The 20,601-nt window shown below is 72.9% G+C and carries 17 protein-coding genes; 7 read left to right on the forward strand and 10 right to left on the reverse strand.

The genetic code is table 11. The annotated features are described in order from the left end of the window. Both RM540_RS14765 and sucC read right to left on the reverse strand, forming a co-directional pair. Window positions 1–1,070 (reverse strand): ABC transporter ATP-binding protein (locus RM540_RS14765; RefSeq protein ID WP_311665488.1); only part of this gene is annotated, 1,070 nt, incomplete at its 3' end. Beyond that, window positions 1,067–2,239 (reverse strand): ADP-forming succinate--CoA ligase subunit beta, encoded by a 1,173-nt coding sequence (sucC, locus tag RM540_RS14770; RefSeq protein WP_311665490.1) that lies wholly within the window; start codon window positions 2,237–2,239, stop codon window positions 1,067–1,069. The genes sucC and RM540_RS14765, both read right to left, overlap by 4 nt. Window positions 2,240–2,488: 249 nt before the next feature. Here sucC and RM540_RS14775 point away from each other — a divergent pair, with 249 nt between their 5' ends. Beyond that, a complete protein-coding gene (locus RM540_RS14775) occupies window positions 2,489–3,577 on the forward strand; it encodes an LptF/LptG family permease (RefSeq protein WP_311665492.1) in 1,089 nt (362 codons plus the stop codon). Between the two features lie 144 nt (window positions 3,578–3,721). Here the strand turns inward: RM540_RS14775 and RM540_RS14780 are convergent, their stop codons facing one another. Beyond that, entirely contained in the window at window positions 3,722–4,732 is a 1,011-nt protein-coding gene (locus RM540_RS14780) for a hypothetical protein (RefSeq protein ID WP_311665494.1), read from the reverse strand. Window positions 4,733–4,939: 207 nt separating this feature from the next. Here RM540_RS14780 and RM540_RS14785 point away from each other — a divergent pair, with 207 nt between their 5' ends. Continuing rightward, a complete protein-coding gene (locus tag RM540_RS14785) occupies window positions 4,940–5,767 on the forward strand; it encodes a lysophospholipid acyltransferase family protein (RefSeq protein ID WP_311665496.1) in 828 nt (275 codons plus the stop codon). A gap of 54 nt (window positions 5,768–5,821) precedes the next feature. Here the strand turns inward: RM540_RS14785 and RM540_RS14790 are convergent, their stop codons facing one another. Together RM540_RS14790 and RM540_RS14795 are read right to left on the reverse strand one after the other, a co-directional pair. After that, window positions 5,822–6,133, reverse strand: a complete 312-nt coding sequence (locus tag RM540_RS14790; RefSeq protein ID WP_311665498.1) for a DUF3467 domain-containing protein — start codon at window positions 6,131–6,133, stop codon at window positions 5,822–5,824. Window positions 6,134–6,224: 91 nt separating this feature from the next. Beyond that, window positions 6,225–7,631 (reverse strand): cystathionine beta-synthase, encoded by a 1,407-nt coding sequence (locus tag RM540_RS14795; RefSeq protein ID WP_311665500.1) that lies wholly within the window; start codon window positions 7,629–7,631, stop codon window positions 6,225–6,227. 569 nt (window positions 7,632–8,200) lie between these two features. On the opposite strand from RM540_RS14795, the gene RM540_RS14800 reads away from it, so the two are divergent. After that, the gene (locus RM540_RS14800; RefSeq protein WP_311665502.1) at window positions 8,201–8,443 is read left to right on the forward strand and encodes a hypothetical protein; all 243 of its coding nucleotides are present in this window, start codon (window positions 8,201–8,203) and stop codon (window positions 8,441–8,443) included. A gap of 14 nt (window positions 8,444–8,457) precedes the next feature. Here RM540_RS14800 and RM540_RS14805 read toward each other — a convergent pair whose 3' ends face one another. Both RM540_RS14805 and dapF read right to left on the reverse strand, forming a co-directional pair. Next, on the reverse strand, window positions 8,458–9,090 hold the full coding sequence (locus RM540_RS14805) for a hypothetical protein (RefSeq protein ID WP_311665504.1): 633 nt from the start codon (window positions 9,088–9,090) through the stop codon (window positions 8,458–8,460). A 97-nt stretch (window positions 9,091–9,187) separates the two neighbouring features. Then, window positions 9,188–10,165: a diaminopimelate epimerase gene (gene dapF, locus RM540_RS14810; protein WP_311665506.1), complete on the reverse strand. Its 978-nt coding sequence runs from the start codon at window positions 10,163–10,165 to the stop codon at window positions 9,188–9,190. A 104-nt stretch (window positions 10,166–10,269) separates the two neighbouring features. Between dapF and RM540_RS14815 the strand changes: the two genes are divergently transcribed. Continuing rightward, window positions 10,270–11,241, forward strand: a complete 972-nt coding sequence (locus RM540_RS14815) for a PhoH family protein (protein WP_311665508.1) — start codon at window positions 10,270–10,272, stop codon at window positions 11,239–11,241. A 134-nt stretch (window positions 11,242–11,375) separates the two neighbouring features. Continuing rightward, on the forward strand, window positions 11,376–12,836 hold the full coding sequence (locus tag RM540_RS14820) for a hybrid sensor histidine kinase/response regulator (RefSeq protein WP_311665510.1): 1,461 nt from the start codon (window positions 11,376–11,378) through the stop codon (window positions 12,834–12,836). A gap of 316 nt (window positions 12,837–13,152) precedes the next feature. Here the strand turns inward: RM540_RS14820 and RM540_RS14825 are convergent, their stop codons facing one another. Beyond that, entirely contained in the window at window positions 13,153–14,067 is a 915-nt protein-coding gene (locus tag RM540_RS14825; protein WP_311665512.1) for a M90 family metallopeptidase, read from the reverse strand. A gap of 274 nt (window positions 14,068–14,341) precedes the next feature. On the opposite strand from RM540_RS14825, the gene lon reads away from it, so the two are divergent. After that, the gene (gene lon / locus RM540_RS14830) at window positions 14,342–16,891 is read left to right on the forward strand and encodes an endopeptidase La (protein WP_311665514.1); all 2,550 of its coding nucleotides are present in this window, start codon (window positions 14,342–14,344) and stop codon (window positions 16,889–16,891) included. Window positions 16,892–17,153: 262 nt separating this feature from the next. Here lon and RM540_RS14835 read toward each other — a convergent pair whose 3' ends face one another. Beyond that, window positions 17,154–17,462 (reverse strand): HigA family addiction module antitoxin, encoded by a 309-nt coding sequence (locus RM540_RS14835; RefSeq protein ID WP_311665516.1) that lies wholly within the window; start codon window positions 17,460–17,462, stop codon window positions 17,154–17,156. A 66-nt stretch (window positions 17,463–17,528) separates the two neighbouring features. Next, the gene (locus RM540_RS14840) at window positions 17,529–17,822 is read right to left on the reverse strand and encodes a type II toxin-antitoxin system RelE/ParE family toxin (protein ID WP_311665518.1); all 294 of its coding nucleotides are present in this window, start codon (window positions 17,820–17,822) and stop codon (window positions 17,529–17,531) included. Between the two features lie 333 nt (window positions 17,823–18,155). Between RM540_RS14840 and RM540_RS14845 the strand changes: the two genes are divergently transcribed. Beyond that, window positions 18,156–20,601 (forward strand): type ISP restriction/modification enzyme (locus RM540_RS14845; RefSeq protein ID WP_311665520.1); only part of this gene is annotated, 2,446 nt, incomplete at its 3' end.

The raw sequence follows: 20,601 nt of genomic DNA on the forward strand, positions 1-20,601 counted from the left end.
TCGTCGTCCGGCACCCAGCGCGGAGACGCGGCGCGGACGGCGAGGTCGGCGGGGACGGCCCGCCCGGGGTCGGTCCACAGGCGGAGGCGCACGGGCGCGTCGCCCGCGTCCACCTCGACCTCCCACTCCGACGCGTGGCCCAGGAACTGGCGCGCGACGAGCCGCGCGGGCACGGCGCCCTCCGCCCCGCCCGCGGCGACGGCCAATCCCTCGGGGCGCACGGCGAGCGCGTGCCCGGGCGGGGCGGGCTGCCCGGCCAGCCGCTCGGCGAGCGCGCCGCGGACGACGTTCGCGCGGCCGAGGAAGCGGGCGGCGTAGGCCGTCGGCGGCGCGGCGTAGAGGTCTTCGGGCGCGCCCTCGCCCACGACGCGCCCCGCCCGCATGAGCGCGACGCGGTCGCTCAAGGCGAGCGCCTCGGCCTGGTCGTGCGTGACCCACAGGCTCGTCGTGCCCAGGTCGGATTGGAGCGCCTTGACCTCGGCGCGCGTGGCCTCGCGGAGAGCGGCGTCGAGGTTCGAGAGCGGCTCATCGAATAGGAGGACTTCGGGCTCGACGGCGATCGCGCGCGCGAGCGCCACCCGCTGCTGCTGACCGCCCGAGAGCGCCGCGACGGGCCGGTCGTCCAGCCCGCCCAGGTCGACCCGCCTCAACGCCCGCCCCGCCCGCTCGCGGGCCTCGGCCTTTTTGGTGCCCGTCACGCGGAGCCCGTACGCCACGTTCTCGCCGACCGTCATGGTCGGGAAGAGGGCGTACGACTGGAACACCATGGCCGTCGGCCGGGCCTGCGGCGGGCGCCGCGTGACGTCCGCCCCGCTCATGCGGACGGCGCCGGCGTCGGGCGTCTCGAACCCGCCGACGAGCCGGAGCAGCGTCGTCTTCCCGCACCCCGACGGCCCGAGCAGCGACACGAACGAGCCCGGCGCCACGTCGAGCGAGACGCCGCCGACCGCCACGACGTCGCCGTAGCGCTTGACGACATCGTCGACCTGGACCGCGGGCGGGGTGGGGGATGTGGGATGGGAGGACGAGGAGCCTCTGCCCATCCCTCCATCCCTCTGTCCCTCACTCATCCCTCCAAGGCGGCCGTCACCTTGTCGGCGGCCTCCTGGAGGCGGATCGCGCTCTCGATCGGCAGGCCGCTCTCCTTGAGGATTTGCATGCCCTCCTCGGCATTCGTGCCCTGGAGACGGACGATGAGCGGGACCGTGAGGTCGATGTTTCGGGCCGCCTCGACGACGCCGCGCGCGACGCGGTCGCCCCGGACGATGCCGCCGAAGATGTTGACCAGGATGGCCTTCACGTTCGGGTCCGAGAGGATGATGCGGAACCCGGCCTCGACCGTCTCGGCGTTGGCCGTGCCGCCGACGTCGAGGAAGTTGGCCGGCTCGCCGCCCGCGAGCTTGATGAGGTCCATCGTCCCCATCGCCAGCCCGGCGCCGTTGACCATGCAGCCCACGTTGCCGTCGAGCTTGACGTAGTTCAGGTTGTGCTTGCCGGCCTCGACCTCGAGCGGGTCCTCCTCGGCCTCGTCGCGCATGTCGGCGAGGTCGGGGTGGCGGAAGAGGGCGTTGTCGTCCAGGTCGATCTTGGCGTCGAGCGCGACTACGCGGCCGTCGTCGGTCTTGACGAGCGGGTTGATCTCGGCGATCGTCGCGTCCGAGGCGCGGTAGGCCTTGTAGAGCGCCGTCACGAACTTGCGGGCGTCCTTGAGCGCCTGGCCCTCGAAGCCCAGCGCGAAGGCGACCTGGTTGGCCTGATACGGGCGGATCCCGACGGCCGGGTCGACCCAGACCTTGACGATCTTGTCGGGCGTGGCCTCGGCCACCTCCTCGATCTCCACCCCGCCCTCGGTCGAGGCCATGATGACGTCCTGGCCCTTCGCGCGGTCGAGCGTCACGCCGAGGTAGTACTCGTGGGCGATGTCCTCGGCGGCCGTGACGAGGATCTTCTTGACGAGTTGCCCCTCCGGCCCCGTCTGCGGCGTCTTGAGCGTCATGCCGAGGATGGCCTCGGCGTTCTCGCGCACGTCGTCGACGGACTCGGAGAACTTGACGCCGCCGCCCTTGCCGCGCCCGCCGGCGTGGATCTGCGCCTTGACCACGAACTGGTCGACGCCGTCCTTCTTCATGGTCTCGGCGGCGGCGACGGCCTCCTCGACGGTGTCGGCGACGATGCCGCGCTGGACGGCGACGCCGTGCTGGTCGAGGATCTCCTTGGCCTGGTACTCGTGGACTTTCATCGGGCGGGGCGGGTGAGGGGGTGGGCGGGCTCTGGGCACGCCAAGCTAGCCCCGCCCGTTCCGCACGAGGCCCGCGGGCGGGGCGGAGACGGTGCTACGGGCGCCCCCTCACCCGATCTTCAGACCGCCCCGCCCCAGGAGAGCGGGGCGAGAGAAGAAGAGGAGAGGCATAGAGGAGAAGAGGCGGCTCTCCTCTTTTCCTCTCCTCGCCTCTTTTCCTCCTCTCTCCTCCTCCCCCGCCCCGCCCGCATGACCCGATTCGACTGGCACGTGCTCCGGCGGTTCGTCGCCGCGACGGCGCTCCTGCTCGCGCTCCTCGTCGCCACGTTCGTCGTGCTCGACCTGGCCGAGTACGTCGACGACTTTATCGACCGCGGGGCGACGTGGGGGCAGGTGTTCGGGACGTACTACCTCCACTACGTCCCCGAGATCGTCCGCCTGACGAGCCCGCTGGCCCTGTTTCTGGCCGCCATCTACGTGACGGCGCGGCTGGCGCAGTCGATGCAGCTGACGGCGCTCCACATGGCCGGCGTGTCGCTGGGGCGGTACATGCGCCCGTTCGTCGTCGTCGGCGTGGCCGTGACGGCGGTGATGCTGGCCTTTAACGGGTGGGTCGTGCCGCGGGCCACGGCCATCGTCCACGCGTTCCAGAACGAGTACTACCGCGACGCGCCCGAGGGGCGGGGCGGGGCCGAGGTGTACCGGCAGGCGAGCCCGGGCGTGGTCCTCACGGCGACCTACTTCGACCGCGACCAGGGCCGCGCGTTCGGCGTCTCGCTGGTCACGGTCGCCGATTCGGCCGAGGGCGGCGTCGGCGCGCGGTTCGACGCGGCGGAGATGACCTACGACGACTCGCTGGGCACGTGGCACGCCCGCGACGTGGTGCTCCGCGAGTTCCGGGGCGGGGCGGAGCGGTTCCGCACGGCCGCGACGCTGGACACGGCGCTCACCGTGCTCCCGCGCGACCTCGCGCAGGCCGAGCGCGACGCGGACCGCCTGACGCTGCCGGAGGCGCGGGCCTACGTCCGCTCGCTGGAGCGGGCCGGCGTCACGGAGCGCGGGCGGCCGCTCGTGGGCTACTACTCGAAGGTGTCGTACCCGTTCGCCAACCTCATCCTGGTCCTCATCGGCGTGCCGCTCGCGGCGCAGCGGCGGCGGGGCGGGCAGGCGGCGCAGCTGGCGCTGGGGCTGGGCGTGGCGTTCCTCTACCTCTCGCTCCAGAAGACGATCGAGCCGCTGGGATACGTGCAGGAGATCGCGCCGGTCGTGGCGGCGTGGGCGCCGCACGTGCTGTTCGCGGGCGTCGCGGCGTGGCTGTTCGTGCGGGCGAACCGGTAGGGCGGGGCGGCGGCCCACCTCACGGTCGCGCCGCTCACCACCCCGCCCTCGGCGGCCGCGGTCTCGCGGGCGGGGCGGGCGCTCTGCTGCCGACGCCTGGGGGCGGGGCGGTGGAGCGGGCTGCAGGGGCGCCGCCCCGCCCGATCACGCTTCGACGTCCACCCCGCACTCCCGAAGGCGCTCCTCGAACGCCGCCGGCTCGTCCACGACGAGCCCGATGCGGCGGACGTCCCGCGTGATTCCATAGGGGCCGGTCGCGCGGACCGGCGCGCGGAGCTCGACGAGGTAGCCGGTGTCGCCGACGGGGACTGTGCTGAGGTAGTCGTCGCCCGGCGCCGGCCGCCGCGTCTTGCGAACCGACAAGACGGCGCCCCACGGCACTTCGACGTCCCAACGGAGCCCGCACCGCAGGCGGAGCCCGTCGGCGCGGAGCTCGTGCGGGCGCCGCCGCATGGCCCGGTAGTCCCCGACGATCCAAACGACGCCGTAGAGCGAGAGTGCGAGGTGCACGAGCGCTGCCGTCTCACTCCACGACCGCAACAGGAAGTGGACGCCGACGAGTTCGAGCGCGGCGGCCATGAGCACGGCGGCGACGACCGCGCCGTACCCGCCCCGGCGGTGGTACGCGACCCCGTGCTCTGGGGGCTCGGCCGGCCGGACCGCGAAGGCGTAGTGCAGGAGCGCGACTTCGTATGCGAGCGCGCCCGCGACGGCCGGCACGTCGAACGCGTCCCGCAGCGTCTCGCGGAGGCGGTCGTAGACGTCGCCTCCGGCCGCGTCCACCTCCCGCTTCGCGCGGATGACGCCCCACGCCTTGTAGCCGACGTACCCCACGAGCGCGAGCTCGACGGCGGGGAGCACGTACCCGAGCGCACTGAGGAGCGCGTGGTGCTCCGGCGGGACGAGCGCCGACGCCGCCCCGTAGCTGACGAGGGCCATCGGGGCGACCGTCACGGTGGGCCAGCCCCGCCCCCGCACGAGGACGGCGTAGTAGAGGGCCGGGACGAGGACGACGAGGTCGACGGTCAGCCCCGCCGCGACGGCCCCGGCGTCGTCCGCCCTCGGCAGAACCTCCAGGACGACGAACGCCGCGGCGTAGACGGCAAGGAGCGGGGCGGCGAACCACAGGGGCGACGGCAGTCGGCGGGCGGTCATGGCTCGGCGGTTCCGGTGCGGACGGCAGGACGTTGCGGGGCGGGGCGCGGCACGCCGGGGCTCTCGCCACCGCCACACGATACTCCACCCCGCCCGCGTCCCGCTCCGGAGCCACGTTCGGGCGGGGCGGCCGGTAGTCCCCCCGCCCCGCCCCGGATAGTCCGCCCGCACCAGGGAGTCGCGGGCGGGGCGGCCGACCTTGGGGGCATGGACCTTTCCCCCGCCCCGCCCGCTCCGTGCCCGCCCCGCCCGAGCGTCGCGGCCGCCGTGCTCGGCGTGCTCCGCGTCGCCGCCGTGGGTGCGGTGCTCGTCGTCGGCGCCGTCGCAGTCCTCGCCGCCGCCTGCTTGCCGGGGCGGCCGGGCGGGGCGGCGCCGAGCGAGTGGGCGGCCGTCGGCGTCGCGCGGGCGCTCCTGGGGGCGATGGGCGTGCGGCTGCGCGTCGAGGGCGGGGCGGCGCTCCAGGCGCATCGCGGGTTCGTCTTTTTCAGCCACCCCTCGTTTCTCGACCCGCTCGCGCTGCTGGCCGTCCGCCCGCTCCGGTTCCTGGCCGCGGCCGGCGTCCGCCGGCTCCCGCTCGTCGGCCCGATGGCGACGGCGCTGGGGACGCTCTACCTCGACCGCGGGCGGGGCGAGAGCCGCGAGCGGGCACGCGCGGCGCTCCGCGAGGCGGTCGCCTCGTCGCCGGTCCCGGTCGCGCTGGCGCCCGAGGGGCGGACGTCGCCCGGCCCGGGCGTGCTCCCGCTCCGCCGCGGCGCTTTCGAGGTCGCCGCCGAGGCCGGGGCGCCGGTCCTCCTCGTCGCGCTGTCAGTCGAGCCCCGCAACCGGACGCTCTGGCGTGAGGGCGAGTGGCTGACCGCCCCGCTCTGGCGCGTGTGCGCGCGGCGCGGGCCGCTCGTAGCGACCGTCCGCGCGCTCCGCCCCGCCCTCGACGCGGGCCGCCCCGGCGCGGCGGCCGAGGCCGAGCGGCGGCTGAACGCGGCGCTCGGGGTGCGCCCCGCCCCGACCGCGCGGTCGGGCGGGGCGGTCGCGGCATGAGACCGCCCCGCCCCCGATGCCGCCAAAGCGGCGGGGCGGGGCGGGGCCTTTCGGCTACGCCTCCCCGCTCGGGGGCGTAAACCGCACCTGCGGCTCGGGGTGGACGTCGGCGACCTCGCCGTACTGGGCCTCGTAGCGCTGGACGTTGTCGGCGAGCGCCGCCAGCAGGCGCTTGGCGTGGCCTGGCGTGACGACGATGCGGCTCTTTACGCGCGCCTTGGGGACTCCCGGCATCACGCGGATGAAGTCGAGGACGAACTCCTCCGGGCTGTGGGAGATCATCACGAGGTTCGAATAAATGCCCTCGGCGACCTCCTCAGCCAGCTCGATCGAGAGCGACGGGGGGTTTGGCGTGTCGGGTTCCATGGCGGGGAGGGATGAGGGAGAGAGGGCGGGGCGGAGAGACGCGGGAGGGGGATCGGCCTGTTCGTCCCTCGCCTCCTCATCCTCCGGTCTCTCAGCCGCGGCCCGCTTGGGCGAGCGCGGAGATGAGGTCGCTCCGGGTGACGATGTGGAACGCCGGCGCGCCGGCGCCCGCGGGCGCGTCGTCGGCGACGAGAACCGCGCTCGCGCCGTCGAGCGTGGCCGTCAGCCGGTCGAGCGGGACCGTCCGGTCGACGACCGGGAGCGGGTCGCCCATCACGTCGCGGACCGCGTGCTCGCGGGCGTCGGGGTCGGACAGGAGCCGGTCGAGCACGCCGCGCTCGGAGAGCGACCCGACGACCGCCCCGCCCTCGATGACCGGGACCTGGCTGATCCCGTACTCCGTCATCACGCCAATCGCCTCGGAGAGCGGGGCGGTCGGCGCGACGGCGATGACGGGGTCCAGCCGCTTGCGGGCCGCGAGCACGCCGTCGAGCGTGAGGGCGGCGGGCTCCTGGAGGAACCCGTTCCGCCGCATCCACTCGTCGTTGTACGTTTTGGAGAGGTAGCGGAACCCGCTGTCGGGGAGGAGCACGACGACGATGTCGTCCTCGGTCAGTTCGTCGCGGTGGGCGTCCAGCCAGTCGAGCGCGCCGGCGACGGCCATCCCGCACGACTGCCCGACGAACATCCCTTCCTCGCGGGCGAGCCGCCGCGTCATCCGCATCGAGGTACCGTCGTCGACCTGGACGTAGTCGTCGACGATCTCGAAGTCCATGTTGCCCGCCAGGATGTCCTCGCCGACGCCCTCGGTCGCGTACGGGTAGATCTCGGACTCCTTGAACTCGCCCGTGTGGAAGTAGGCGTGGTAGACGCTCCCGTACGGGTCGACGCCGACCGTCTTCAAGTCGGGGTTCTTTTCCTTGAGGAAGCGCGTCGTGCCCGAGATCGTGCCGCCCGTGCCAGCTCCGCAGACGAAGTGCGTGATGCGGCCGTCGGTCTGGTCCCACAGCTCCGGCCCGGTCGTCCGGTAGTGGGCCTCGGCGTTGGCGGGGTGGTCGTACTGGTTGGGGTAGAACGCGCCGGGGATCTCGTTGGAGAGCCGTTCGGCGACCGAGTAGTACGAGCGGGGGTCGTCGGGCGCCACGTTCGTGGGGCACACGACGACCTCGGCGCCGAGCGCGCGGAGCACGTCGACCTTCTCGGGGCTCTGCTTGTCGGTCGTCGTGAAGATGCAGCGGTAGCCCTTGGCGATCCCGGCGATCGCGAGGCCCGCGCCCGTGTTGCCGCTCGTGCCCTCGACGATCGTGCCGCCGGGCCGGAGGAGCCCCTTGGCCTCGGCGTCCTCGATCATGGCGACCGCGATCCGGTCCTTGACGGACCCGCCCGGGTTAAAAAACTCGACCTTGGCGAGCAGCGTGCAGGGCAGGTCGGCCCCGAGCGTCTGGAACCGGACGAGCGGCGTGTTGCCGATCGTGTCGAGGAGGGAGTCGGACCACATAGCCAGTGGGTCGGTAGGTCGGTAGATCAGGGCCAGCCCGAGCGGCCGGAGCGCGGGGGAAGCTACGGGGCGGGGCGGCGCGCTCCGGTGAGGACGGGGTGAGACGCGGGCAGCGGGATGTGCCACCCCGCCCGCAGAGCGCGAGGGCGGGGCGGTGCCGTAGGGGCGACCGGCGGTCGCCCGTGGGCGGGGCGGACACGCGGGCGGGGCGGGTTTCGTAGGGACACCACGCGTGGTGTCCGCATTGCAGGCAGGCCACCCCGCCCGCGCTATGGGCGGGGCGGCGACATCCAGGACCGCCCCGCCCGCGTCGTCCACCACCCCTAGCCCCTCCTGGCTGCGCCGACGCTGCGCGGTGTCCAGGAGGGGAACTGCCGCCGCCTCGGGACAGCGGCATGCTGACCGTGACCACCCCGCCCGCCCCGGACACGACGAGTCGTGTCCCTACGGGTGCCTCGCGTTGGGCGGGGCGGCACGGGACGCCGCGCGCCCCATTCCCCGCCCCACGGGGAACGCCGTCCCCCCGGCGCGCGGTACTGCCGCCCCGCCCCGCGTTTCTCCCCCCGCCGATGGCCGCGCCGCCGCCGCTCCCCCCCGCCCTCCGCCGCGCGCTGACCTGGAGCGGGGCGGTCTTCGCGGTCGCCCTCGCGCTCGTGCTCCTCGACGTGCTCGCCGGCCTCCGCCTGCCCGGCGCCGTGCGGCCGGCGCTGCCCTGGGTCCTCGTGCTCTCGATGGCCGTCGCCATCACGGTCCTCGCCGGCGCGCTGGGCACGCCGAAGCGGCCGGGCGCGGGCGAGGAGGTAGAGGCGTAGCGGCCCCGCCCGCGCTACCGCCGCGGCAGCCCCGTGCGGTCGCAGTCAAGGACGCGCCGGCTCGGGGGCACGTACTGCGTGCGGAGCCCGACGCTCAGCCCCACGAACGTGCGCGCGCCCTCGTAGCCGCCGAGCGGCTGGCTAATCTGGACGCCGAGCGGGAGGCTCAGGAACGACGCCAGGGGGACGACGACGCGCGGGGCGACCTGGGCGACCACGCCCCCGCTCTCCCCGACCGCCGACGCGGCGAGGCCGACGCCGAGCTCGGACCGGCGCGCGAGGGCCGACGCCGGCACGAATCGGCCGAGCCCGGCGACGTATTGGAGGCCGACGCTCGTCGTGGCCCCGCCCGCGTCGAACGTGCCCGCGACGGGGTCGCGGAAGGCCGGCACGCCGGCCGAGCCGACGAAGGCGAGCGCGTCGCCGCTGTCGAACTGGTAGCCGCCCTCGAACGTGGCCGCCTGGAGCACCCCCCCCGCCCCCACCTCGGGGCCGACGGCGACGCCGCCGATCGAGTAGAGCCGCGAGAGGAGCCCGCGGTGGCGCTCCTGGAGCGCCCGCGTGGTCTCGCCGGCGACGGACGGCCCCGGGCCGGGGCAGCCGGGAGACGAGACCTGGGCGCCGACCGGAGCGGCGGCGACGAGCAAACCGAGGACGAGGGCGAGTCACATGGCGGCGGACCCGGGCGGGGCGGCGTGAGAGACGGATGCGGTACGACAGAAGCCGCCCCGCCCGACCGCCGCGTCACACCGCCCCGCCCGGACCGTCGCTGACCGCCCCGCCCCGCCACTCCAGCGTGCCCTCGTACGCCGTGTCGGCCGGCCCCGACAGCGTGAGGTCCGAGACCTCGCCGCCGTCCAGGCGGAACGCGACCGTGAGCGTCCCGCCCGGCATGTCGACGGCGACACGGTACCGCCCCGCCCCGCCCGTGCCGTCGGGGGCGGGGCGGTCGAGCTGGTCGGTAAGGGCCGCGACGACGGCGGCGGCGAGCGCGCCCGTCCCGCACGCGAGCGTCTCGCCCTCGACGCCCTTCTCGAACGTCCGCGCAGCGAGGCGGTCGGCGCCCGTGACCTGCACGAAGTCGACGTTGGTGCCGGCCGGGCGGAACGCGTGGTCCCACCGGAGCCGCCCGCCGGTCGCCGCGACGTCCTCGCGGTCGAGGTCGCCGACGAACACGACGGCGTGCTCGGTCCCCGTCCAGACCCGGTAGACGCGGCTGGACTTCGGCGTCGGCCCGTCGCGGAGCCCGGTCGGGCCGAAGTCGCGGGGCGGGGGGAGCGTGATCGTCACCTCGCCCGAGGCGAGGCGCGGGGCGGGCACGACGGCGCGGACGCGGCCGCCGTCGGTGTCGAACACGAGCGCGACCGCCCCGCCCTCGTCCTCGGCCGCCGCCCCGCCCTCGTCGCCGGCCGGCTCGCCCAGGCCGGCGCGGGCGGCGAACCGGGCGAGGCAGCGGGCGCCGTTCCCGCACATGGTCGCGAGCGACCCGTCGGCGTTCCGGTAGCGCATGCGGAAGTGGGCGCCCTCGGCGTCCGGCTCCTCCAGCGCCAGGAGCCCGTCGGCGCCGACGCCGCCGCGGCGCGGGCAGACGCGCCGGGCGAGCGCGGCCAGCTCGTCCTCTGAAAACCGGAGGAAGCGGTTGTCGACGACGACGAAGTCGTTTCCGGCCCCGTCCATCTTCGTGAACGGGACGACGAGGGCGGGGCGGGGCGGGGTGCTCATGCGGCGGCCTACGCCGATCCCCGACCGCCGGTGCCCGCCCTCCCGCCCCGCCCGAACCGCGCCGCGCCGCGCGCGTTGCCCGAGCCCACCCCGCCCCCGCACGCTTGGCCGAGTCCCCCGAGTCCGTCGAACGCACGATTGAGATCAGCGGCGCCGAGCCGCTCCTGCTGTTCGGGTTCAACGACGTCTACCTCCGCCGCATCGAGGCGGCCTTCGCCGACACACGCCTCGTCGCCCGCGGCGACCGCCTCAAGCTGAAGGGGCCGTCCGACCAGGTCGACCAGATCGAGCGCGTCATCGGCGAGCTCGTGGTCATCCTGAACCGGAACGGCAACCTGACCGAGAACGACGTCGACACGATCCTCGACCTCGCCCGCGTGGGCACCGGCCTCCAGCGGCGGGGCGGCCAGGACGCCATCCTGTTCACGCCGCAGGGCGGGACCATCAAGGCCAAGACGCCCGGGCAGGCCCGGCTCGTCGAGAGCGCCCGGCAGTCGGACATCGCGTTCGCCGTCGGCCCGGCCGGGACGGGCAAGACGTACACGGCGGTCGCCCTCGCCGTCAGCGCGCTCAAGAGCCGGCAGGTCAAGAAGATCGTGCTCACGCGGCCGGCCGTCGAAGCCGGGGAGAGCCTGGGGTTCCTGCCCGGCGGGTTCCGCGACAAGGTCGACCCGTACCTCCGCCCGCTCTACGACGCGCTCGAGGACATGATCGATTCGGAGAAGCTCCGGTCGTACCTCGAGCGCAACATCGTCGAGATCGTGCCGCTGGCCTACATGCGCGGCCGGACGCTCAACACGTCGTTCGTCATCCTCGACGAGGCCCAGAACGCGACCGGGGGCCAGATGAAGATGTTCCTCACGCGGCTCGGCGCCGGCAGCCGCGCCATCGTCACCGGCGACGCGACGCAGACCGACCTCCCCGCCCGCGCGCAGTCCGGGCTCGTCCAGGCCCGGTCCATCCTGGAGGGCGTCGACGGCATCGCGTTCGTCGACTTCTCGAAGGAGGACGTCGTCCGCCACAAGCTGGTCAAAGACATTATCGAGGCGTACGAGAAGGCCGGCACCGGGAGCTAGACGGGGCACGGCGGCCGCCCCGCCCTCGCCGCACGGCGGGGCGGTCGTGCGGGCCGGTCCACCCCGCCCCGACGCGACCCCTGGGGATGGCCTGACATCCCCGGGGGCGGGGCGGGGCGGCGTAATTTGAGCGCATGGAAACCACCACCTTCCCCTTCGTCGCCAGCGACCTGCTCTCGGCCGTGAGCACGGCGGCCGGCGAGCTCCTCGACTGCAACGAGCCGTGGCGCGAGGTCTTCGGCGACGACGAGCTCTGGGGGCGGCTGCCGCCCGAGGACGCCCGGTTCGCGCAGGAGTACACGGCCGACGCCGCGCGCGGGCTGCCCGTCTCGCACCAGGTGTTCCTGCTCGACGCGCCGGGCTCCGACATCCCCGTCCCCGTCCTCCTCCACTTCCTGCCCGTCCGGCTCCCCGACATCGAGCCCGGCCGCTACCCGGTGTCGCTGACCGGCGAGGTCCTCCGGGAGCCGGCGTCGTGGGCCGCCGAGCAGACGCGGCGGCGGCGGATGGAGATGCTCGGGCGCATGGCGATGGGCGTCGCCCACGACTTCAACAACCTGCTCACGACCGTCCTCGGCCACGCCGAGCTCCTGCGGAGCGACCTCGCGCGGCTGGAGAGCGGGGTGGAGCCGGTGGCCCACCTGAAGATGCTGGAGCGGGCGGCCAAGGACGGGGCCGCGCTCGTCCGCAAGATCCAGCAGTACATCCGCAACGAGAAGGACGAGCGGGCCGAGCCCATCGCGCTCCACGAGATCGCCGAGGAGGTCCTCACGCTGACCCGGCCGTACTGGTACAACGAGCCGCGGCGGCGGGGGATCGCCATCGAGGTCCGCCGCGACCTCCGCCCGGTCCCGCCCATCCTGGGCACGCCGACCGAGCTCCGCGAGGTGCTCGTGAACCTCGTCCTCAACGCGGTCCAGGCCATGCCGGCCGGGGGCACGCTCACGCTCACGACCCGGCGCCGCGACACGCGCGCGGCCGAGGTCACGGTCGGCGACACGGGCGTGGGCATGACCGAGAACGTCCGCAAGCGCATCTTCGAGCCGCTCTACACCACGAAGGGCTCGGCCGGGTCGGGCATGGGCCTCACGATGAGCCAGGGGATCGTCCAGGAGCACAGCGGGCGGATCGATGTCGAGAGCGCGCCCGGGCGCGGCACGGTCTTCCGCCTTGTGTTTCCGTTCGCGACGAACCACCCCGCCCCCGTCACGCCGCGCAGGGTGGCCCCGGCCGAGGACGGCGCCGGCCTCCGCCTGCTCGTCGTCGACGACGAGCCCATGGTGCGGACCGTGACGACGAAGCTGCTGCGGATGCGGGGCCACGAGGTCGAGGACGCCGACGGCGGCCCGGCCGCGCTCGACGTGCTCGCGGCGGAGCCGCCGTTCGACGTCGTGGTCACGGACCTCTCGATGCCCGAGATGAGCGGGCGCGAGCTGGCCTCGGTCATCCGCGAGCGGTACGAGGGCCTCCCGGTCCTCCTCCTCACCGGCGACACCGACGCGGCCGCCGACAGCGAGGACGTGGCGGCGGTCGTGAAAAAGCCGTTCCAGCTCGACGCCCTCGACGCCGCCATCCGCAAGGCGCACCGGGGGTAGGGAGCTCGCTGCACTCGCTAGGAACTGGGAACGAGGAAAGAGGAACGGGCAGAGGGGCGGGGTGGCGCGCGCTGGCTGGCCGCCCCGCCCCCATGCGCGGCGGCGTGAATGGCGGGCTGGGGCGGGGCGGTGGTCCCCGCAGTCTCCCACCCCGCCCGACTTGAACCTGGCGTCGCACGCGGCGCCAAGGCCGCGGAACGCCCGGCCACCCCGCCCGAGCGGCGGGGCGGGGCGGTATCGCCAAGGCTGAGCGGGCGGGGCGGCGCTCTGCCCATTTCCCAGTTCCTCGTTCCCAGTTCCCGCGCGCCGCGCGCGCTTACCGCCACCGCCGCGCCATGAGGCTGCCGTCCGCGTCCGGCGCGTCCTCGTCGGGCGGGGTGGCGTTGTAGAAGGCGACGAGCGCGTCGAACAGCTCGGGGTGCCGGTTGCGGAGCCGCGCCGGGCGCTCGAAAAACTGCTCCGTCGCGACCGCGAACAGCTCGGCCGGCGCCGTCGCCGCGTACGAGCGGAGGACGCCGTCGCCGCGCTCGGCCCGGCGCATCTCGCGGCGGACGAGGTCGCGCCAAGCGTCGGCCGAGCGCGGGTCGAGGAACGACGGCGCGCCGTCGGCCTCCCAGCCCTCGAAGTCGAACACGTGGGCCAGCTCGTGGAGCACCACGTTGTAGCCGTCGCGCCGCGCCCAGCCGTCCTCGACGGCCCGCACCGAGAGCACGATCGGCCCCTGCGAGTGGACCATCCCGTCGTAGAGGCCCGGCTCCTCGTCGCCGTACGCCTCGTCGAACGTGTCGGGCACCAGGAGCACGGTCCGCTCGGTCGGGATCTCCCAGTCCGGGTGCCCGTGGAGGAGGACGGCGGCGCCGGCCGCCACCATGAGGCGGAGCCGGTCGTCGGGGACCACCCCGCCCGCGCCCTCGAACGTGAGCCCGTCGGTGAGCCACGTCACGTCGCGCTCGAAGCGCGCGCGGGCCGTACGGTCGAGCGCGGCGTAGACCGCCACGTGCGCGTCGAGCCACGCGCGGTCGTCGGGGGGGAACGGCCGCCGGGCCAGGCGGAGCCGGCGGAGCGGGCGCCGGAGCGTCCACGCGACGACCGCCGCCCACGCGGCGAGCCCGACGCCGACGCCCCACGCGGCGCCCGCCCCGCCCCGCCCGACCGCGAGCCCGGCGAGCAGCGCGCCGAGCCCGCCCCAGAGGACGGGGACGAGCAGGTCGGACGGTCGGAGCGCGCGCATGGGTGGGGTGGAGGGCGGGGCGGTCGGTGGGCCGCGGGCGCAAGATGCACCACCCCGCCCCACGCCGGGGGCGGGGCGGCCACCGTCGCGGCGTTGCATGCGACGCCGCCGGGCAACGCCACCGAGCCGCGGCGCCTCCGCCGTGGCACCCTGCTCCGGGGCCTCCTGAGAGGCGGGGCAGGAGAAACCGGGCGGGGCGGGACACCATCGGGCGCACGCGAGTTTACAGATCGGGCTCCGCCGCCCTCCCCCCCGCCCCCACGGCTCACACCGCATGACCCCGCCCCGCCCGTACCGCCTCGCCGGCGACCCCGAGCAGTCCATCCCGCTCCTGACGCCCGACGAGGAGCGCCAGATGCACGAGGCCGATCTCCCGGAGACGCTCCCCGTCCTCACGCTCCGCAACACGGTCCTCTACCCGGGCGTCGTCCTCCCCATCACCGTCGGCCGCGACGCGACGCTGAAGCTGGTCAAGGACGCCTACGCCGGCGAGCGGCTCGTCGGCGTCGTGGCCCAGAAGCGGGCCGAGGTCGAGAACCCGGGGCCGGACGACCTCTACCGCATGGGGACGGCGGCGACCATCCTCAAGCTTATCAAGATGCCGGACGGGTCGGTGTCGATCGTGATCCAGGGCCAGCGGCGGATCGAGGTCGAGGAGTACACCCAGCTCGACCCGTACCTCGAAGCCCGCGTGCGCGCCGTCGAGGAGCCCGAGACGGACGGGGACGATCCGGCCGAGCTCGACGCCCGTATCCGGTCGGTGAAGGAGCTCGCGGTCCAGATCGTCAACCTGTCGCCGAACCTCCCGTCCGAGGCCGCCTACGCGATCCAGAACATCGAGAGCCCCGGCTTCCTCGTCCACTTTATCGCGTCGAACCTCCAGATCGACGTGGCCAAAAAGCAGGAGCTGCTCGAAACGCGCCCGCTCCTCGACCGCTCGCAGCTCGTGCTCGACCACCTGGAGCAGGAGATTCGCGTGCTAGAGATCTCGGAAGAGATCCGGTCCAAGGTCAAGACGGACGTCGACCAGCAGCAGCGGGAGTTCTTCCTACGCCAGCAGCTCAAGGCCATCCAGGACGAGTTGGGCGAAGCCGAGGGGTCGAGCCGCGAGGCCGACGAGCTCCGCGACAAGATGGACGAGCGGCTCCCCGACCTCCCCGACGACGTCGTCGAGACGCTGGAGAAGGAGCTCACGAAGCTGGCGCGGACGAACCCGGCGAGCCCCGAGTACGGCGTCGTCCGCAACTACGCCGAGACCATCCTCGACCTCCCGTGGGACCACACGTCCGAGGACACGCTCGACCTCGCGCGCGCCGAGAAGGTCCTGGACGAAGACCACTACGGCCTGGACGACGTCAAAAAGCGCATCCTGGAGTACCTCGCCGTCCTCAAGCTGAAGGGCGACATGAAGGCCCCGATCCTCGCCTTCTACGGGCCGCCCGGCGTGGGCAAGACGTCCTTGGGCAAGTCGATTGCGCGGGCGCTGGGCCGCGAGTTCCACCGGATCTCGCTCGGCGGCGTCCGCGACGAGGCCGAGATCCGCGGCCACCGCCGGACCTACATCGGCGCGCTCCCGGGCCGCATCGTCCAGGGGCTCCGCAAGGCCGGCACCTCGAACCCCGTGTTCATGCTCGACGAGGTCGACAAGCTGGGGACCGACTTCCGCGGCGACCCGTCGTCGGCGCTCCTCGAGGTCCTGGACCCGGAGCAGAACGACACGTTCAACGACCACTACCTCGAGCTGGACTACGACCTCAGCCGCGTCCTCTTTATCGCGACGGCCAACTACCTCGACTCCATCCCCGCCCCGCTCCGGGACCGGATGGAGATCATCGAGATCAACGGCTACACGCCGTCCGAGAAGCTGGCGATCGCCCGGCGCTACCTCGTGCCGCGGCAGCTGGAGCAGAACGGGCTGCGCGAGGACCAGTTCACGATCACCGAAGACGCGCTGCTGCTGCTCATCGAGGGCTACACGCGCGAGAGCGGGGTCCGGCAGCTGGAGCGGACGATCGGGTCGGTCGTGCGCGGCGTGGCCAAGACGGTCGCGGTCGGCGACGCCGAGCGGGGCGACGTGGCGGCCGACGACGTGCCGGGCTTCCTCGGCGCGCGGAAGCACTTCAACGACGCCGCCGAGCGGACCGAGGTCCCGGGCGTGGCGACGGGCCTGGCGTGGACGCCGGTCGGCGGCGACATCCTGTTCGTGGAGGCGTCGGTGAGCCGCGGCTCGGGCCGGATGACGCTGACGGGCAAGCTGGGCGACGTGATGCGCGAGAGCGCGCAGGCAGCCTCGTCGTGGGTGAGGGCGCACGCCGACGAGTTGGGCATCCCGGCCGACGCGTTCCGCTACTGGGACCTCCACGTCCACGTCCCGGCCGGCGCCATCCCCAAGGACGGCCCGAGCGCGGGCGTGGCGATGACGGCGGCGCTGGCGTCGATCTACACGCGCCGCTGCGTGCGCCACGACCTCGCGATGACGGGCGAGATCACGCTGCGCGGGCTCGTGCTGCCGGTCGGCGGGATCAAGGAGAAGGTGCTCGCCGCGCGCCGCGCTGGGCTCTCGTGCGTGGTCCTGCCGGAGAAGAACAGGAAGGACGTGGAGGAGATCAAGGACGAGGCCGTCGAGGGCCTGGAGGTCCACTACGTCAAGCGGATTACCGAAGCGCTCGACGTGCTCCTGGAGCCGGACCCGGTCGAAGACCCGGCCGAGCTGTTCACGGTGCCCGACGCCGAAAAGCGGCTGACCGCCCCGCCCGCCCCCGGCGCCCCGGTCGTCGTCGCGAACGGCGGCGTGGAGGAGCCGGCGCCGCCGGGCGTCCGCTAGCCCCCCCGCCCCACCGCGCGGGCGGGGCGGTTAGCGCGCGCCCTCTTGCGACCGCCCCGCCCTACGGCCCAGGGGGCGCCGGGTCGACGCGAACGCAGAAACCCCCTTTTCCGCAGAGAAAAGGGGGTTTCGGAGGGTGCCCGAGACTGTGGCACAACACACCTGTGCTAATCAGCCTTTAAGTGTGCCCAGAGGCCGATTTGACGAACCGGGGTAACGGTAGGGTGAAAGGTCAGCCCCTCTCCTTCCACTCAACACCGGGTCAAGCCGCTGCGGTGAGGGGCTCGATGGACGCGATCTCTTTCCCTTCCTCCTGCATGGCCTCGTAGAGGTCGACGCTCCGCTGGAGGTTGATCCAGAACTCCGGGGTGGTCCCGAAGTAGCGGGCGAGCCGGAGGGCCGTGGACGTGGTGAGGTCGCGGCGCCCGTTGACGACGCCGTTCAAGCGCTGGAACGAAACGCCGATGGAGTCGGCGACCTTGGACTGAGAGAGACCCATCGGCTCGATGAACTCGTGGAGCAGGATCTCGCCCGGCGGGGTCGGCGGGCGGTGCGTGGGGATACGGGACATTTCCTTGTATGGCTGGTGAGTGGCTTTGGGCCGTCGGTGCGGCCGTCACCGTCTGAGGTTCTTCCCTCAGTGGTAGTCCGTGACTTCGACCTCCTCGGGGCCGGCGTCTGTCCAGACGAAACAGACGCGGTACTGCTGATTAATGCGGATGGAGTGCTGGCCGGCCCGGTCGCCCTTGAGCGCTTCCAGCATGTTGCCGGGCGGGACGCGGAGGTCAGCGACTTCGTGCGCGGCGTTGAGCATGTCGAGCTTGCGGAACGCCACCGCGTGGAGTTCTCCGGGGAGCCGTCGGCGCGTCTTCTTCGTGCTCGCGCCGTTGAAGAGAGCTTCGGTTTCGGCGTCGGCGAACGACTGGATCATCGGGAGGGGCGACTATCACGGCAGGCGTGCTAGTATAACGAGGGTCGCTCTACTCTGTTTCGTCCGCTCCCGGAGATCCTTTAGCGGTCGCCTCGCTCCCCTTGAGCCGGCCGTAGACGGCAGCGCGAAAGCGGCCCAAGCCCGACCCGCACTGCGGCGGTCGGTCTGGGCCGTCGGGGGTTTTCGTCCGGACGAAAACATAACTTGCCAATCCTCTCCGCTGCTCCAAGGTTTGCTTTGCCTGGAGCCTCGAATGTGTGGTCTCGTGAGCGTCAATCGGCTGCCGATCAGCGGGCACGGTTATCCTCTGGCCTCGCCTACGCCTGACCTCACGTGACCGCAGACCTAGCCCCCCACTTCCGCGCGTTCGCAGACGCCGTGCGCGATGAGTACGAGCCGCTTCTCGACGATACCTCTTGGGAGGAAGACCAACTCAAACCCCACGTCAAAACACTCATCGACGGACTGGGTGCGGCGCTTGGACTTGGCGCGGTTCGGTCCAAGTTCGAGAGCGCTGTCCAGGGTATCGGGCGGCCTGACCTGGCGGTCTACGTAGACGGCCTCACCGTCGGCAACGTCGAGCTAAAGAAGCCGGGCACGGGGGCCAACGCGCCTCGCTTCAAGGGGCGGAATAAGGCGCAGTGGACCAAGTTCAGCAACCTCCCCAACGTGGTCTACACCGACGGGCTGGAGTTCGCGCTGTTCCAGCACGGCGAGCGCGTGGGGCCGGTCGTCCGACTGGCGCAAGACGTGGGCGACGGCGGCACGGCCGTGAGCGACGACGACGCGCGCAAGGCAAGCGAGCTGTTCGGGCGGTTCTTCGACTGGCAGCCTCAGGTGCCGCGTACGCCTCGTGGGCTCGCGCACATCCTCGCTCCCGTGTGCAAACTGCTCCGAGACGACGTGGCCGAGGCCCTGTCCGATCCCGAGTCACCACTGACAGCGCTGGCGGAGGACTGGCGTCGCGTGTTCATGGCGGGCGCCACGGACGCCGAGTTTGCCGATGCCTACGCACAGACGCTCACGTACGCGCTCCTACTGGCCCGGCTCTCCGGCGCCGATGACCTCTCGACCGACGACGCTGTAGCGGCGCTTAAGCCGGGCCACAACCTCCTGGCCGAGACGCTGCGTACCCTCGGTGATCCCCGCGCACGCGGAGTGCTGGGCTCGACGGTGGACCTACTCGAACGGATCGTGGCGGGCGTGGACCCGGGCTTCTTCGCCCGCACCCGCGACCTTCACGACGACGGCCCCGCCCACGCCGCCGACCCCTGGCTCTACTTCTATGAGGACTTCCTCGCTGAGTACGACCCGAAGCTGAGGAACAACCGGGGCGTCTACTACACGCCCTGGCAGGTAGTCCAGGCCCAAGTACGACTGACGGCCCAGCTTCTCGACGAGGGCTTTGACCAGCCGTTCGGCGTGGCGTCCGAGGGCGTGGTGACGTTGGACCCGGCCTGTGGGACCGGCACATACGTCCTGGCAGCCGTCCGGCACGCGCTCGACCGGGTCCGAGACGCAGGACGCCCGCTCGCCGCAGCGGCGACGCGCGCCGCCGCCGGAGTCCATGCCTTCGAGATCCTGGTGGGGCCGTATGCGGTGGCTCACCTCCGCCTGACACAGCAGATCGCGGGAGCGGGCGGCGCCCTCCCCACTGACGGCGCTCACCTCTACCTCACCGATACGCTGGACGACCCTGAGGCTGAACCCCGCGTCCAGACGGCTTCGTTCTCGACGCGCGCGCTGGCCGAGGAGCATAAGCGGGCGCTTCTGGTCAAGCGCGACGCCCCCGTCCTGCTCTGCATCGGCAACCCGCCCTATGACCGCGAACAGGCCGAGGCCGGACAGACCATCACGCGCCGCAAGGGTGGCTGGGTACGGCACGGCCATGTCGTAACCCAGGCTGGGCAGGGCACGGCCGAGCAGCGGTCCCGCCCCATCCTCCGCGACTTCCTCGACCCGCTGGCGGCGACGGGCGACGGCGTCCACGCGAAGAACCTCTACAACGACTACGTCTACTTCTGGCGCTGGGCGCTCTGGAAGACCGTCGGGCCACAGTCGGCGTCCGAGGGCGGGATCGTCTCGTTCATCACCGCCAGCAGCTACCTCAAGGGGCCGGGATTCAAGGGGATGCGTCACGCCATGCGCGAGGCGTTCGACGACCTGTGGATCATCGACCTCGGCGGGGACAACCTGGGCGCGCGCAAGTCCGACAACGTGTTTGCCATCCAGACCCCGGTGTGCATCGCAACCGGCGTGCGGTACCGAGACGGTCACGATCGGCGAACGGCCGACGACGAGGCCGCCCGCGTCCGCTACGCCCGGCTCTCGGACGACGAGGACGAGAAGCTGGACCAGCTCGCCCGCGTCGAAACGTTCGAGTCGCTGGAGGGCTTCGACGGCGTCGAGTGGAGCGACTGCCCGACCGACTGGGCCGCGCCGTTCCTACCCGCCCGCTCGGAAGCCTACCTAGGCTTCCCGGCCGTGACGGACCTGTTTCCGTGGCAAGAGAACGGCGTGCAGTTCAAACGGAAGTGGCCTATTGCCTCTGAGCGCGAAACGTTGGACCGCCGGTGGGCCAGGCTGACGGCGAGCAACAACCCCGGCCCCTTGATGAAGGAGACAACTGCGCGCACGGTCCAGAAGGCTGGTAGTCCGTTCGGGCTGGAAGACGATGCCCTCGTTCCGTTAGTCGAAGCCGAGGGCGCTCCTGTTCCTCCGCAGCCGTATGCCTACCGCAGCTTCGACCGACAGTGGATGCTCCCTGACACTCGGATCT

This window comes from Rubrivirga litoralis (assembly GCF_031846415.1).
Taxonomy (GTDB): Bacteria; Bacteroidota; Rhodothermia; order Rhodothermales; family Rubricoccaceae; genus Rubrivirga; species Rubrivirga litoralis.